Source organism: Aquitalea aquatica, from assembly GCF_013911085.1.
GTDB lineage: Bacteria > Pseudomonadota > Gammaproteobacteria > Burkholderiales > Chromobacteriaceae > Aquitalea > Aquitalea aquatica.
Genome location: NZ_JACERN010000003.1, coordinates 50,278 through 64,582, shown reverse-complemented (window position 1 = coordinate 64,582; position 14,305 = coordinate 50,278). Strand labels below are relative to the sequence as shown.

Sequence of the window (14,305 nt, the reverse complement as noted above, 5' to 3'; positions counted from 1 at the left end):
AGGACAACTCCATTTTTGCGATGCATATGGCACCTCCTGCTGATTGGTCGTACTCGCAGCACACTTCTTACAGGCGTAAAAAAAGCGGCTTGCGCCGCTGCTGACTGCTACCGACTCAGGCCCTGACGTCGACGCTCTGTCCCAGATGGGCCGGATTAGAGGCCGCCTGGGTAATCTGGGTACCGGTATCACTCGCACCTTGCACCAGAGACAACACCGACTGGCCGCTGGCCTGCAGGGATTTTTTCAGGGCGAAAATCTCGGTCGCCGATGAAACATTCTGTCCGCTTACTTGACTTATTCCGTCCATGCCCTCACCTCCCAAGTCAACAAATGCTACCAGATCAGTTTAGACGGCCTGCGCCATCCTGTCATGGCAAAGCTGCTAAAATGACAACCCAACGACCTAAAACAGGAATACCACGATGAGCGACACCCGTCACAGCCCCCTCCTGATCCTTGGTTCCGGCCCTGCCGGCTATACCGCAGCCGTGTATGCCGCCCGTGCCAATCTGAAGCCGGTGCTGATCACCGGTCTGGCTCAAGGTGGTCAACTGATGACCACTACCGAAGTGGACAACTGGCCTGCCGACGCCAGCGGCGTGATGGGTCCGGAGCTGATGCAGCGCTTCCAGCAGCATGCCGAGCGCTTTGGTACGGAAATGATCTTCGATCACATCCACACCACTCATCTGCATGAAAAGCCGATCCGCCTGGTTGGCGATGCCGGCGAATACACCTGCGATGCACTCATCATTGCTACCGGCGCTTCCGCCAAATACCTGGGCCTGCCGTCCGAAGAAGCTTTTGCCGGCAAGGGCGTCTCCGCCTGCGCCACCTGCGATGGTTTCTTCTATCGCAACCAGGACGTGGCCGTGGTCGGTGGCGGCAACACCGCCGTGGAAGAAGCACTGTATCTGGCCAATATCGCCAAACATGTCACGCTGATCCACCGTCGCGACAGCTTCCGCGCCGAAAAAATCATGATCGACAAGCTGATGTCGCGCGTGGCCGAAGGCAAGATCACCCTCAAGCTGAACGCCAGCCTGGATGAAGTACTGGGCGACGACAGCGGCGTGACCGGTGCCCGTCTGAAATTCACCGACGGCAGCACGGAAGACATCAAGCTGATGGGCGTGTTCATCGCCATCGGCCACCAGCCGAACACCGACATCTTCAAGGGCCAGCTGGAAATGGATGCCACCGGCTACCTGATCACCCGTGGCGGCCGCGAAGGCAATGCTACCCTGACCAGCGTGGAAGGCGTATTTGCCGCCGGCGACGTACAGGATCACATCTACCGCCAGGCCGTGACCAGCGCTGCCTCCGGTTGCCAGGCCGCCCTGGATGCCGAGCGCTATCTGGACAGTCTGAAGTAATATCTTGAAGGCCTTCAAGGACACATTGAAGGAAATCCGCCGGCAGACGCGTCAACGTGACACGTCTGCCGCGCCCGCATCGCCTCCGCCGCCCCCGCCCGAACCCGACTTCAAACAGCTGTTCAGCGATGTCACTCCGCTGAAAAGCCCGCCGCGTCATGTTCATCAGCCCAAGAAACCCAGCCCGCACCCGAAACACCGGCACGCCCAACACCGGCTCTCCACACTCTCCGAAATGGAAATGCTGCGCCATATGGTTGGCCTGTTCGAACCGGCTGAGCAGCTAGGGCAGTTCTGTCGCAGCGGCATGCCCAGCCAGACGCTGAAGCGCCTGCGCAATGGCCACTGGCCAGTAGCCTGTCAGCTGGACCTGCACGGCATGGACCGCTACCAAGCACAGGATGCGTTGGCGCTATTCTTGCATCGCGCCCGTCGGCGCGGCCCTTGCCTGCGCATCATCCACGGCAAGGGTTTTGGTTCCAACGGCCAGCCAATATTGAAAAAACTGGTGCGTTCCTGGCTCAGTCATCACCCGGAGGTACTGGCATTTTGTCAGGCCAGTGAGGAGATGGGGGGAGACGGCGCGCTGCTGGTACTGATACGCCGTGGCCAGCACGAGGAATACGGCTCAGAATCCGGATGACAATAGTAAGAAATTTCCGCTAAGCTCAAAGCAAGGCGGTTGCATTCCCATCAACCACCACCTTCAGGAGTCTTGCATGTCAGGTATCGCCTGCCCCGACTTCACCCTGTCCGGCACCGCCGGCACCACGCTTTCCCTGTCTGCCGCCCCCAAGCCACTGGTGATTTACTTCTATCCCAAGGACAGCACCCCTGGCTGCACCAATGAAACCATGGATTTTCGTGACCTGCACAGCCAGTTTGCTGCCGCAGGCGTCAGCATTGTCGGTATTTCCCGCGACAGCCTGAAGTCACACGAAAACTTCAAAACCAAGCTGGAACTGCCGTTTGAATTGCTATCCGATACGGAGGAAACGGTTTGCACCCTGTTTGATGTCATCAAAATGAAAAACATGTACGGCAAACAGGTAAGGGGCATCGAGCGCAGCACCTTCGTGATCGATGCTGCCGGCATGATTATTCGTGAGTGGCGCAAGGTCAAAGTGCCCGGCCACGCCGCTGAAGTTCTTGCCTTTGTAAACACTCTCTAAACGCAGTGCCCCGGTCTGCCGACCGGGCCCTGCATCACCAAGGGGTCCATCATGGTAAGCCGTAAAAAAAGCAAAACCACCAAGCTGTTCGTTCTGGACACCAATGTATTGCTGCACGACCCTACCAGCTTGTACCGCTTTGAAGAGCACGACGTTTTCATCCCCATCATCACCCTGGAAGAGCTGGACGCGCACAAGAGCGGCATGTCCGAAGTGGCGCGCAATGCACGCCAGACCAGCCGCTTCCTCGACGACATCGTCAGCGGTTGCGAAACCAAGATCGAAGCCGGCATTACCCTGAAAAACGCCAGCCGTGAAGCGGCTACCGGCAAACTCATCCTGCAAACCCAGGCCATCCATAGCGTACTCCCCGCCTCACTGCCGGTCGGCAAGGCCGACAACCAGATTCTTGGCATCGTGATGGCGCTGAAGGAGCTGCACCCGGAGCGCTCGGTCATCCTGGTGTCCAAGGACATCAATATGCGCATCAAGGCCCGTGCACTGGGGCTGGATGCCGAAGATTATTTCAACGACAAGGTGCTGCAGGATTCCGACCTGCTCTATACCGGCACCCGCGAAGTCGACCAGACTTTCTGGGAACGCAATGGCAAGGACATGAAGTCCTGGCAGGAACAAGGCCGCAGCTATTACCAGCTCAAAGGCCCGGATGTGCCCAATCTGCACATCAACCAGATGCTGTGGCAGGATGGCCCGCAGCCACTACAAGCGCGCGTCAGCAAGGTAGAAGGCAAGGTCGCCGTGCTGCAGACGCTGAAAGACTACAGCCACCACAAGAACAATGTCTGGGGCATTACCGCACGCAACCGCGAACAGAACTTCGCCCTCAATCTGCTGATGGATCCGGAAGTGGACTTCATCACCCTGCTCGGTCAGGCCGGTACCGGCAAAACCCTGCTCACCCTGGCCGCCGGCCTGGCGATGACACTGGAGCAGAAGCTGTATTCGGAAATCATCATGACCCGGGTGACCGTGCCGGTAGGTGAAGACATCGGCTTCCTGCCTGGGACGGAAGAGGAAAAGATGGCACCCTGGATGGGCGCGCTGGAAGACAACCTCGACGTGCTCAACAAGAGCGATGATGATGGCGGCGACTGGGGCCGTGCCGCTACCCGCGATCTGGTGCGTTCGCGCATCAAGGTCAAATCGCTCAACTTCATGCGCGGCCGCACCTTCCTCAACAAATACCTGATCATCGACGAGGCGCAGAACCTGACGCCCAAGCAGATGAAAACACTGATCACTCGTGCAGGTCCGGGAACCAAGGTAGTCTGTCTGGGTAATATTTCGCAAATCGACACCCCCTACCTGACAGAGGGCAGTTCCGGTCTGACCTATGTGGTCGACCGTTTCAAGGGCTGGGAGCATTCCGGCCATATCACCCTGCAACGCGGGGAACGTTCACGTCTGGCAGATCATGCTGGTGAGGTACTTTGACTAAATGCATCCACGCCTCGAATTGATCCATGAGGCAGCTCAAGGGACGGAGCGCGACGCTCCGCCCCTTTTGTTTGTCCACGGCGCGTTTTGCGCCGCCTGGTGCTGGCAGCGCACTTTCCTGCCCTGGTTTGCCCGACAGGGCTTCGACTGCTGGGCCATCAGTCTGGAAGGCCACGGCGACAGCGACGGCCATCAATACCTGTCCGCCATCAGCATTGATGACTATGTGCATAATCTGAGTGCGGTGGTCAAACGCATCAAGCGCACACCCATCATGATCGGCCACTCCATGGGTGGTTTCGTGCTGCAGCAATACCTGACCAGCCACACCCTGCCGGCTGCCGCCTTTCTCGCCTCGGTTCCGCCCACGGGCCTGGCGTCGTCCAGCCTGCGCCTGCTGACCCAGGCACCGGGACTGCTGCTAAACCTGAACCTGTATCAGCAAGGCAGTTACAATCCGGCAGAAAGCGAGCTGCGCGACCTGCTGCTGTCGCACGATGCGCCAGATGCAACGACAGCCCTGCTGACGCAGTGCTGCCAGCAGGAAAGTCAGCGCGCGGTCATGGACATGACCCTGGTCAATCCGCTGGCCATCCGCCCCATCCGACCACTGCCCGCTCTGGTGCTGGGGGCAGCGGAAGACATGCTGATTTCACCGGAAGATGTGGTGGCCACCGCCGAGCGGCTGGATGTCAGTGCGGAAATCCTGCCACACATGGGCCACATGATGATGCTGGACACCCGCTGGGAGCGCACTGCCGAACGGCTGCTGCAATGGTTGGACACCCTGCATCAGCCAGCGTCAGCAGAACACAGCTGCCACGTACCGGCCTAAGCGCCGCCTGCATGAAAAAAAGCCGCGAGGAGTCTCGCGGCTTTTTTTCTGCTCATAAGCGCACTCAGTCGCGCCGATGTGGCTGCCAAAGTACGTCGGGGCGCCCCAGTGCCTTATTCAGATGGCGGGCCAGTACAAACAGGGCATCAGACAGGCGGTTGAGATACTGGCGCGCTGCAGTAGACACCTCGCTGTCATGCGCGGCAGTCACCACGGCGCGCTCGGCACGGCGGCATACCGAGCGTGCCTGATGGGCCAGACCAGCCTGACGCGAGCCACCCGGCAGGATGAATTCCTTGAGCATAGGCAGGTCTGCATTCATGGTTTCGACCCACTCTTCCAACATAGCAACATGCTCGGGCTTGAGTGCAGCATAACCCGGCACAGCCAGCTCGGAACCCAGATCAAACAAATCATGCTGCACCGCCAGCAAGCGCTGTGCAACCTCATCCGGCAGCTCTTCCGCCAACAGCACGCCGATCACCGAGTTCAGCTCATCCACATCTCCCAGTGCGCGCACACGCGGGCTATCCTTGCCCACGCGGCTGCCATCACCCAGTCCGGTACTGCCATCGTCCCCGGTACGGGTGACAATGCGTGACAATCGATGCCCCATCAGTCTTGCTCCCCGCGTGGGGCATCATGCTGCCCCTGCTGCTCGCGCCCCAGCGCCAGAATGGCCTGGCGCAGGCTTTCTTTGAGCGTTTCACCAAACAACATGTCGTAGTCTTCTTTCAATTGTTGCATCACACCGGACAGCATGTTCTTGGCCTGCAGCTCCAGTGCATCTTGTAGCCACAAGGACAGCTCCACCTTCATCCGTGGCAGCAGCTTTTCGTACATCGCCTCCACCAGCGCACGCTCGTCCACCACTGCCACGGTTGCATCCGGTTTGGGCTGTGGGTTCATCAGCGCGGAAGCGGCAGTGGCGGTGGTCACTGCGGCAACATTGAGCACCGCCACCGCCTTGCCGGCTTCAGCAGCAGGCAGAGCGACGGTTTGCGGCATGGCTGCGGCAAAACTGGCACCGGCCAGTTCTTCCAGCAAAGGTGGTTCGATGACTGGCTCAGCTGCAGACTGCAATACTGGCTCGGCTGCCGGCGCTGGCTGGGTTGCCACTGCCTGCGGTTCGGTCTGCACTTCGTCTAGCAAAGCGGGAATAGCCGGGGCGTCCGGCGGTACGGGCGACTGCCGCTCGCTGGCAAAAGGCGACTCGGCAAACAAGCCCTGCACAGTAGATGCAGCAGGTTTAACTGCCAGTACCTCCGGCTCACCATCCACCTCGGTTTCGCTATCCTTGTCTATCTCACCCAGACTGGGCCAGCCTTCCTCCTGCTCCAGCACGGGCAAGGCCGCCACGGGATCCAGCGTGACATGCTCCGGCGGCTCATCCTGCCATTCAGCTTGCAGCAGCGGTGCAGCCTCCTGCACCGTAGCCTCATCCGGCAACTCCACTTCGGTTTCGTTCAAGCGATCGACATCGCCCAGACTGGGCCAATCTTCTTCCTGGCTATCTGCTGCGACGGCTCCCGGCAAGTCCGCCATGGCGGCTTGCAACTCGGCCTCACCCAGCGAAGCAAAGGTTTGCTGGGCCGCCGCAGGAGCAGCATGAAAACGCTGCAAGCTTTCTTCCTGGGCCAATGCCAACTCGGCCGCGTGTAATACCTCATCTAGAGAACCCGGGGTAGCCGCGACCAAGGCCTGCGCCCGCGCCAGCAATTCGGCAGCAGATGGCGTGGCCTCTTCTACCTTGCCCACGCCACCACCCAGCACACCGTCGGGCAGACTATCCAGCGCAATGGACAAGCCACTTGGCAAAGCCGGCGGGGATGCGACCGACGGTGCCGCGGGCATCTCATCATCGGTAGCCACAGGCGGCTCGACCGGCGTTTGCCACACCTGCGCCAGGCGCTCGGCCAGTTGCTGCGGAGCAGTCAAATCGGCTGGGAGCGAATCGGCAGAGACGGCGCTCGGCCACGACTGTTCGGGCAGATTGTCCGGCACGGACTCTACCGGGGCATGGCTATCCAGCATGAATTCGAAGCCATCCACCGCCACCACAGGGGTTTCCGGTTGCATAGCAGGCTGCGGCGCAGCCACTTCCGGCATAGCGGCGAGAGCTTCTGGCAGAACCTGTTGCAGTGACAGCTCTTCAGCCAAGGGCTCATCCAGATCGAGCGACGGCAAGGCGGTCAGATCCAGGCCAGCAGCGGCTGGCGTGACCGCCGGGCTGGCGACGTCCAGATCCTCCAGTGTCAGTTCTGGAATCTCCAGTTCCGCCATCCCGTGATCTGGCGATACCAAGCTTTGCTGCATCACGTCCAGTTCGCTGGAAAAGTCAAAATCCGGTACATCCAGCACTTCCTCGGCCAGCACTGGCACGGCGGACTCATCCACCACTTCATCCAGTACCGGCAGGTCCAGCTCGTCCCAGGAGGGCAGATCAGGCATTGGCGACTCGTTCATGGTCACTTGTGGCTCATGTCGTGATGGTGAATTTCATAGCCCAGAGTTCGATAGGCCTTGAAGCGGTGGCGCGCGGTGGCCAAAGCCGCCTCGTCGGTTCCCACTATCTCCAGAATACGGGAAAAATGCTGTGGTGCGGCTGGTAATTCCACCCCCAGGTTGAGCAATACCGGATGCTGCAGTGTAGGCGGCAGTTCGGCCGTCAGCCAGATTGGCGTTTGTGCCGCTTCGGCAGCATCCAGCCGGCAATGGGCAATGAACTCGGTATCGCCCAGACACCACAGCCGGTTGCTGAAGGTGTCCAGCGCCCGCTCGTCTTCCAGCCACACCAGCAGGCGCTCTTGCTTGCGGAATACCGTTGCGGCCAGCTTGCAGGCGAACTCCTGCGGCTGGGCCACATTGGTATAAAAATCAATCCGCGTCATCTTCAACAATTTCTGGGGATTCACGGCGCGGGCGGCCTCGACGCACTACATTGCCCAGGGCGATGTCGGCTCTATCCTGCAGGAACTGCACCAGGAGTGGCACCGGACGACCGGTGGCACCCTTGTCCTTGCCGCTCTTCCAGGCGGTGCCGGCGATATCCAGATGTGCCCAGTCGTAGGCCTTGGCAAAGCGCGACAGGAAGCAGGCGGCGGTAATACTGCCACCCGGTCGGCCGCCGATATTGGCCATGTCGGCAAACGGGCTCTTGAGCAATTCCTGATACTCGTCCCACAGCGGCATGTGCCAGGCGCGGTCGGCCACTTCTTCGCCGGCGGCAAGCAGTTCACGCGCCAGACTGTCCTGGTTGCTGTAGAGGCCGGTGGCGACGTGGCCCAGGGCGATGACGCAGGCACCGGTCAGGGTGGCGACATCAATCACGGTATCCGGATTAAACCGCTCGGCGAAGGTCAGCGCATCGCACAGGATCAGCCGGCCTTCGGCGTCGGTATTCAGTACTTCGATGGTCTGGCCGGACAGGCTGGTGATGATGTCGCCAGGCTTGACCGCATTACCAGCCGGCATGTTTTCGCAGGCCGGCACGATGGCCACCAGATTGATCGGCAGCTTCATTTCCACTGCGGCACGGAAAGCGCCCAGTACCGAAGCTGCACCGCACATATCGTACTTCATCTCATCCATGCCTTCGCCCGGCTTGAGCGAAATGCCGCCGGAATCAAAGGTGATGCCCTTGCCGACCAGCGTCAGCGGACGGTCGTTCTTGTCCTTGGCCCCTTGATATTGCAGCACGATCAGCTTGGGTTCCTGCACGCTGCCACGAGCTACCGACAGGAAAGACGCCAGGCCCAGCTCTTCCAGCTGTGTCTGGCCATAGATTTCCACACCGCAGCCAAAGTCGGCGGCAATGCGCTCAGCCTCGGCCGCCAGATAAGTGGGGGTGCAAACATTGGGCGGCAGATTGCCCAGATCCTTGGCCAGCTTCATGCCATTGCCAATGGCCAGGCCGCGCAGCAGGCCTTTCTCACCATCCGCCAGATCGCTGCGACGCGGCACCGCCAGCGTCAGTTTGCGCGGCTCGCGCACGCTTTCGTCCTGCTTGCTCTTGAAGCGATCAAACCGGTAGAGCACGTCCAGCGTGACCACGGTGGCCTGCTCGATCATCCACTCGACATCGTGTTTCTTGACGGTGAGTTCGGTCAGATAGCTGACGGCCTCGGTGGCCGAGGTCTGGGTCAGGCTGCGGATGGAGCTGCGTACCGCTTCGCGGTATTCCTTGGCTCGGAAATCGCGCTCCTTGCCCAGACCCACCAGCATCACACGGTCGCACAGGGTATGCGGCACCGAATGCAGCAGCAATGTGCTGCCCAGCTTGCCTTCCATGTCGCCACGGCGAATCACATCGCTGATGAAGCCATTGGAGATGCGATCCAGCAAATCGGCGGCAAAGGTCAGCTTGCGCGATTCATAGACACCTACTATCACGCAGGCAACGCGCTGTTTTTCCGGGCTGCCGCTTTTTATGTTAAATTCCATCTTGTACTCCCGTGTAATGCGAGTGTCAGTTGTTCCACTTCTTGACAGGCTGTCTGCACCGTTTTTTGTGCCGGAAAGCCCTGCCTGTAGCAGGCGAAGACAGAAGCTGCGTCCATCCCGAAATTTGCCGAAAACGGCGTTTCAGAGTTATCAAATCAAATTATCACTACGCTAGTCACAAAAAGTCAAAAAGGCACTGATAAATGGTTTTTCGTAAAAGCCTGACCCGAGAATTGACTTTTACCGCCTTGGGCGTATTTGTCGTCCTGCTGGCCATCATTCTCTCCACCCAGGCGATCAATTTGCTGGGCCGCGCCGCCGAAGGGCAAATCGCCAATGAAGCGGTGACTGCCCTGATCGGTTTCTGGGCGCTTGGTCTGTTTCCGCTGCTGATGATCCTTACCGTTTTCGTCACCGTTCTGGTGGTGCTGACCCGTATCTGGCGCGATCACGAAATGGCGGTCTGGTTGTCTTCTGGCCTGTCGCTACGCGACTGGGTATGGCCGGTGATGCGCTTCACCATTCCGCTGGCCCTGCTGGTGGGTATCGTATCGCTGTATATCGCGCCCTGGGCTGAAGAACGCAGCCAGGTCTATGCCGAAATTCTCAAACGGCGCGAAGAGATCAGCGCCATTGCGCCGGGCGTATTCAAGGAAAGCGGCTCGGGCAGCAAGGTGTATTTCATTGAAAGCTATGGCGGCGAGCATGGCTCTGCCACCAATATCTTCATGCAGGACATGAGTGAGGGCAAGGTTTCCAGCATCTTTGCCAAGCGTGGTTACATTACCGTTAATGACGACAACGAACGGGTACTGGTGCTGGAAGATGGCCGGCGTTACGTGGGCGAGCCAGGCCAGTCCAACTACGAAGTTGGCAGTTTCAAACGCTATAGCGTGGTTGTGGGCAATAACCAGAAGCTGGCATCACGCCCGAACAACCGTCAGGCACAAAGCACAAGCACGCTGATTGGCAGCAGTGACCCAGCCTATCGCTCGGAGCTGGTATGGCGCTTGTCCATGCCGCTGAGCTGCCTGGTCCTCGCTTTCCTGGCCATTCCCTTGTCCTACTACAATCCACGCAGCGGCCATGCCCATAATCTGGTCGTCGCCCTACTCGGCTTCTTCCTGTACCAGAACAGCCTGACCCTGGTACGCAACTGGATTACTCAGGGCAAGGTGGGCATGGCCAGCATTCTGGTGGTGCATGTCATTGTGCTGATCATTGCCGTTTTACTGCTGAAATACCGCGACCGCCCGGCCAATACCGTGCGCCAGACCCTGAAATACTTCCTGCACAAGCACAGAGCCCGATGAAACTGATTTATCGCTACATCATCAGCGCGCTAACCCAGTCCACGCTGTTTACCCTGGCAGCCCTGCTGGGCCTTTATGGTTTTTTCGACATCATCCATGAAGTGCCAGACCTGAACCAGGGTGGCTACCACATCGGCAAGATGCTGGCCTATATCGCCCTGCAGGCCCCCGGCCATGCCTACGAGCTAATGCCGCTGGCGGTGTTGATTGGCGGTATGGTGGCGATGACCCAGCTAGCCAGCTCCAGCGAATACACGGTCATCCGCACCTGCGGCATCACCCTGGGCCAGATTGCCCGCACCCTGCTGCTGTTTGGGCTGGGCTTCGCCATTCTGACCACCGCACTGGGCGAATTCATCAGCCCCTACTCGCTGCAACAGGCCGAACGCATGAAACTGTCGGCCATGCGCTCAATGGTGGCACAGGAGTTCCGTTCCGGCATCTGGGTCAAGGACAACAATAATTTCATCAATGTGCATGAGATGCTGCCAGACACCACCCTGCTGGGCGTGCGCATCTACACCTATGATGACAACTACCAGCTGGTGACCACCCGCTATGCCGAGCGCGGCAGTTTCTTGCGCGGCACCCATATCTGGCAGCTGAGCAATGTGGTGGAAACCCATCTGTATGCCGACCACACCGAAAGCAAGTCGGTGCCGCTGGCGCAATGGACCTCCATCATCGAACCCGACATCCTGAATGTGCTGCTGGTGGTGCCGGAACAGATGTCGGCCATGAGCTTGGTCAAATACATCGAACACCTGAGTGCCAACAAGCAGCAAACCCAGCGCTACGACATCGCCCTGTGGGGTAAGCTGTTCTACCCACTGGCCTGTGTATCGATGGCACTGGTGGCCCTGGCGTTCACGCCGCAGCAGCGTCGCCACGGCCAGCTCGGCCTCAAGCTGTTTGCCGGCATCTGTCTGGGGGTGGGCTTCCACTTCATCAACCGCCTGTTCGGTCACCTGGGTTTGCTATACAGCTGGAACCCGGTGATTTCGGCCACGGTGCCCACCTTGCTGTTTCTGTTCGCCGGCATCGCCCTCATCCTGAAACAGGAAAGACGCTGACATGCAAGAATCCACCTCCGACCTGACCCAGGACCTGCGCAAACAGCTGGCCACCCAGCGCCAGCAGCTGGTTGAACACTATCTGGGTGAGCGCGATCCGCAGCATTACCTGGCTCAGCATAGTCTGGCGGTGGACCATATCCTGCAGCAGCTATGGCAACAGGCAGGGCTGGGGAGCGATGCCACCCTGATTGCCGTTGGCGGTTATGGCCGTGGTCAGCTATTTCCCTGCTCGGATATCGACGTGCTGGTCTTGCTGCCCACCCCCACTCCGGCGGCACTGCCAGAACGCGTGGCAGCACTGATCAGCCGTATGTGGGATATCGGGCTGGAAGTCGGCCACAGCGTACGCACCATTGAAGAATGCCTGCAGGAAGCTGCCGCAGACATCACCATCGAAACCAACCTGCTGGAAAACCGCCTGATTGCCGGTGCAGCAGCGCCCTACCGCCAGCTGATTTCCCGACTGGACTGCCAGCGCGACCCGCTCGCCTTCTTCGAGGGCAAGACCCTGGAGCAGCAGCAGCGCCACAACCGCCACTTTGGCGTCACCAATAATCTGGAACCCAATATCAAGGAAAGCCCGGGCGGGCTGCGTGATCTGCACACCATTTTGTGGATCAGCAAGGCCATCGGGCTGGGCGAAAACTGGAGCGATCTGGTCCAGCGCGGCATCCTGACCCAGGCCGAAGCGCGGCTGATCCATCACAGCGACCGCCAGCTGCAGCGGCTGCGCATCGACCTGCACATTCTGGCGCGCCGGCGCGAAGACCGGCTGATTTTCGATCTGCAGCAAAGTATGGGCTTGGCCTGGGGCTTGCAGGACACACCAGCCAAGCGCGCCAGCGAACAGGTGATGCAGCTCTACTTCCGCGCAGCCAAGACGGTAAGCCAGCTCAATGGCATTCTGCTGCCCAATCTGCGCGCCCGGCTGTATTCGCAAGTACCACGCATCACCCAGAACCTGAACGAACGCTTTTACTCGGTCAACGGCATGCTGGGCATTCGCCGCCCCGATGTATTCGAAAAAGAACCATCGGCGATCCTGGAAGCCTTCCTGATGTTGCAGCGCAATCCGGAGCTCACCGGCTTTGCCCCGCGCATGCTGCGCGCGCTGTGGCATGGCCGCAGCCACATCAACGACCGTTTCCGTAAGAACCCGGAAAACCGTCGCCTGTTCATGCAGATGCTGCGCGAACCCGGACTCACCCGCTGCCTGCGCCGCATGAATCTGTATGGTGTGTTAGGGCGTTATCTGCCGGGCTTTGGCCGCATTGTGGGCCAGATGCAGCATGACCTGTTCCATGTCTACACCGTGGACGAACACATCCTGATGGTAGTGCGCAACCTGCGCCGCTTCGCCATCAGCGCCTTCAACCACGAGTACCCTTTCCTGTCGCGGCTGATCAACGACTTCGAACGGCCGGAAGTGCTGTATGTAGCCGGGCTGTTTCATGACATCGCCAAGGGTCGTGGCGGCGACCACTCCACCTTGGGCATGGTCGACGCGCGCGAATTCTGCGAACAGCACGAACTGTCGGCCGAAGATACCGAGCTGGTGGTATGGCTGGTGGGGCAGCACCTGACCATGTCCAGCATCGCGCAGAAGCAGGACATCTACGACCCCGACATCATCCAGCGCTTTGCCGAACTGACCCAGACTCCGCGCCGGCTGGCAGCGCTGTATTTGCTGTCGGTGGCCGATATCCGCGGCACCAGCCCCAAGGTATGGAACGCCTGGAAAGCCAAGCTACTGGAAGATCTGTACAACGCCACTCTGCGCGTACTGCTGCGCGGCGGCGAAGTCGATCTGAATTCGGAACTGGAAGAACGCAAGACCCAGGCGCTCAGCCTACTGCGGCTGTATGCCGTGCCTGCCGGCGTGGAGCAAAAGCTGTGGTCGCAGCTGGACATGGTGTACTTCCTGCGCCACGAAGCGCGCGAAATCGCCTGGCACGCACGCATTCTCAACCGTTTCGTCAACATCGAAACACCCATGGTGCGCGCCCGGCTGTCGGACGACCACGAAGGCATCCAGGTACTGGTCTACACCCCGGACAAGCCAGAGCTATTCGCCCGTACCTGTGCCTTTTTCGGCCGCACCAACTACAGCATTGCCGATGCCAAGGTCTACACCACCCGCCACGGCTATGCACTGGACACCTTTCATGTCTTCATCCCCGAGCATCACGATGGGGATTACCGCGACATGATCAACTTCATCGAATTCGAGCTGGCCGAATGCCTGCGACTGGAAACACCGCCGCCACCACCAGCCAATGGCCGCATCAGCCGCCACCTGAAGCACTTCCCGATTGCGCCGCAAGTGCTGATCCGACCGGATGACAAGGACAATTACTATGTACTGTCCATCGTGGCTGGCGACCGCCCCGGCCTGCTGGCGCGCATTGCCAAGGTGCTGGCCGACTACCGCCTGAGCGTGCAGTCAGCCAAGATCATGACCTTGGGCAGCCGTGCGGAAGACTCCTTCCTGATCAGTGGCCCCGGCCTCAAGGACGACAAGACCGTACTGGCACTGGAAAGTGCATTGATCGCCGCCTTACGCATCTGAAACATCGCCGGGTTGCCAACGGCAGCCCGGCACAGGCTTTGACTGGGCGCTTGCGCCACC

13 protein-coding genes are annotated in these 14,305 nt (G+C 59.7%); 8 read left to right on the top strand and 5 right to left on the bottom strand.

Annotation, left to right across the window (positions count from 1 at the left end; genetic code table 11):
• Positions 1 to 115 precede the first annotated feature (115 nt).
• Entirely contained in the window at positions 116 to 310 is a 195-nt protein-coding gene (locus tag H2Z84_RS01205) for a hypothetical protein (protein ID WP_181834346.1), read from the bottom strand.
• Between the two features lie 115 nt (positions 311 to 425).
• On the opposite strand from H2Z84_RS01205, the gene trxB reads away from it, so the two are divergent.
• From trxB to H2Z84_RS01180, 5 genes are all read left to right on the top strand, one after another.
• A complete protein-coding gene (gene trxB, locus H2Z84_RS01200; RefSeq protein WP_181834345.1) occupies positions 426 to 1,379 on the top strand; it encodes a thioredoxin-disulfide reductase in 954 nt (317 codons plus the stop codon).
• 4 nt (positions 1,380 to 1,383) lie between these two features.
• Positions 1,384 to 2,022 (top strand): Smr/MutS family protein, encoded by a 639-nt coding sequence (locus tag H2Z84_RS01195; protein WP_181834344.1) that lies wholly within the window; start codon positions 1,384 to 1,386, stop codon positions 2,020 to 2,022.
• Positions 2,023 to 2,098: 76 nt separating this feature from the next.
• Positions 2,099 to 2,551 (top strand): peroxiredoxin, encoded by a 453-nt coding sequence (locus H2Z84_RS01190; RefSeq protein ID WP_181834343.1) that lies wholly within the window; start codon positions 2,099 to 2,101, stop codon positions 2,549 to 2,551.
• Between the two features lie 51 nt (positions 2,552 to 2,602).
• Positions 2,603 to 4,006, top strand: coding sequence for a PhoH family protein (locus H2Z84_RS01185; protein ID WP_124643466.1), 1,404 nt, complete (start codon positions 2,603 to 2,605; stop codon positions 4,004 to 4,006).
• Between the two features lie 4 nt (positions 4,007 to 4,010).
• Entirely contained in the window at positions 4,011 to 4,844 is an 834-nt protein-coding gene (locus H2Z84_RS01180) for an alpha/beta hydrolase (RefSeq protein ID WP_181834342.1), read from the top strand.
• Between the two features lie 64 nt (positions 4,845 to 4,908).
• Here the strand turns inward: H2Z84_RS01180 and H2Z84_RS01175 are convergent, their stop codons facing one another.
• From H2Z84_RS01175 to H2Z84_RS01160, 4 genes are read right to left on the bottom strand one after another with little or no spacing between them, the layout of a single operon-like run.
• Positions 4,909 to 5,460, bottom strand: a complete 552-nt coding sequence (locus H2Z84_RS01175; protein WP_181834341.1) for a cob(I)yrinic acid a,c-diamide adenosyltransferase — start codon at positions 5,458 to 5,460, stop codon at positions 4,909 to 4,911.
• Positions 5,460 to 7,310, bottom strand: a complete 1,851-nt coding sequence (locus H2Z84_RS01170; protein ID WP_220272648.1) for a hypothetical protein — start codon at positions 7,308 to 7,310, stop codon at positions 5,460 to 5,462. Before H2Z84_RS01170 ends, H2Z84_RS01175 begins: the two co-directional genes overlap by 1 nt.
• 2 nt (positions 7,311 to 7,312) lie before the next feature.
• The gene (locus tag H2Z84_RS01165) at positions 7,313 to 7,735 is read right to left on the bottom strand and encodes a DNA polymerase III subunit chi (RefSeq protein WP_181834339.1); all 423 of its coding nucleotides are present in this window, start codon (positions 7,733 to 7,735) and stop codon (positions 7,313 to 7,315) included.
• Complete coding sequence (locus H2Z84_RS01160; RefSeq protein ID WP_181834338.1) at positions 7,722 to 9,287, bottom strand: leucyl aminopeptidase; 1,566 nt, start codon at positions 9,285 to 9,287, stop codon at positions 7,722 to 7,724. The genes H2Z84_RS01165 and H2Z84_RS01160 overlap by 14 nt, the downstream gene beginning before the upstream one ends.
• 203 nt (positions 9,288 to 9,490) lie before the next feature.
• Between H2Z84_RS01160 and lptF the strand changes: the two genes are divergently transcribed.
• The 3 genes from lptF to H2Z84_RS01145 are packed head-to-tail and all read left to right on the top strand — an operon-like array spanning position 9,491 to position 14,245.
• A complete protein-coding gene (gene lptF, locus H2Z84_RS01155) occupies positions 9,491 to 10,600 on the top strand; it encodes an LPS export ABC transporter permease LptF (RefSeq protein ID WP_181834337.1) in 1,110 nt (369 codons plus the stop codon).
• Positions 10,597 to 11,673 (top strand): LPS export ABC transporter permease LptG, encoded by a 1,077-nt coding sequence (lptG, locus tag H2Z84_RS01150; protein WP_181834336.1) that lies wholly within the window; start codon positions 10,597 to 10,599, stop codon positions 11,671 to 11,673. Before lptF ends, lptG begins: the two co-directional genes overlap by 4 nt.
• 1 nt (position 11,674) lies before the next feature.
• Complete coding sequence (locus H2Z84_RS01145; protein WP_181834335.1) at positions 11,675 to 14,245, top strand: [protein-PII] uridylyltransferase; 2,571 nt, start codon at positions 11,675 to 11,677, stop codon at positions 14,243 to 14,245.
• Positions 14,246 to 14,305 lie beyond the last annotated feature (60 nt).

What these genes read in the sequence shown, in the direction of transcription:
- H2Z84_RS01205 (WP_181834346.1), bottom strand. Translation starts at nt 310, where the DNA reads ATGGACGGAATAAGTCAAGTAAGCGGACAGAATGTTTCATCGGCGACC.
- trxB (WP_181834345.1), top strand. Translation starts at nt 426, where the DNA reads ATGAGCGACACCCGTCACAGCCCCCTCCTGATCCTTGGTTCCGGCCCT.
- H2Z84_RS01190 (WP_181834343.1), top strand. Translation starts at nt 2,099, where the DNA reads ATGTCAGGTATCGCCTGCCCCGACTTCACCCTGTCCGGCACCGCCGGC.
- H2Z84_RS01185 (WP_124643466.1), top strand. Translation starts at nt 2,603, where the DNA reads ATGGTAAGCCGTAAAAAAAGCAAAACCACCAAGCTGTTCGTTCTGGAC.
- H2Z84_RS01180 (WP_181834342.1), top strand. Translation starts at nt 4,011, where the DNA reads ATGCATCCACGCCTCGAATTGATCCATGAGGCAGCTCAAGGGACGGAG.
- H2Z84_RS01175 (WP_181834341.1), bottom strand. Translation starts at nt 5,460, where the DNA reads ATGGGGCATCGATTGTCACGCATTGTCACCCGTACCGGGGACGATGGC.
- H2Z84_RS01170 (WP_220272648.1), bottom strand. Translation starts at nt 7,310, where the DNA reads ATGAACGAGTCGCCAATGCCTGATCTGCCCTCCTGGGACGAGCTGGAC.
- H2Z84_RS01165 (WP_181834339.1), bottom strand. Translation starts at nt 7,735, where the DNA reads ATGACGCGGATTGATTTTTATACCAATGTGGCCCAGCCGCAGGAGTTC.
- H2Z84_RS01160 (WP_181834338.1), bottom strand. Translation starts at nt 9,287, where the DNA reads ATGGAATTTAACATAAAAAGCGGCAGCCCGGAAAAACAGCGCGTTGCC.
- lptF (WP_181834337.1), top strand. Translation starts at nt 9,491, where the DNA reads ATGGTTTTTCGTAAAAGCCTGACCCGAGAATTGACTTTTACCGCCTTG.
- lptG (WP_181834336.1), top strand. Translation starts at nt 10,597, where the DNA reads ATGAAACTGATTTATCGCTACATCATCAGCGCGCTAACCCAGTCCACG.
- H2Z84_RS01145 (WP_181834335.1), top strand. Translation starts at nt 11,675, where the DNA reads ATGCAAGAATCCACCTCCGACCTGACCCAGGACCTGCGCAAACAGCTG.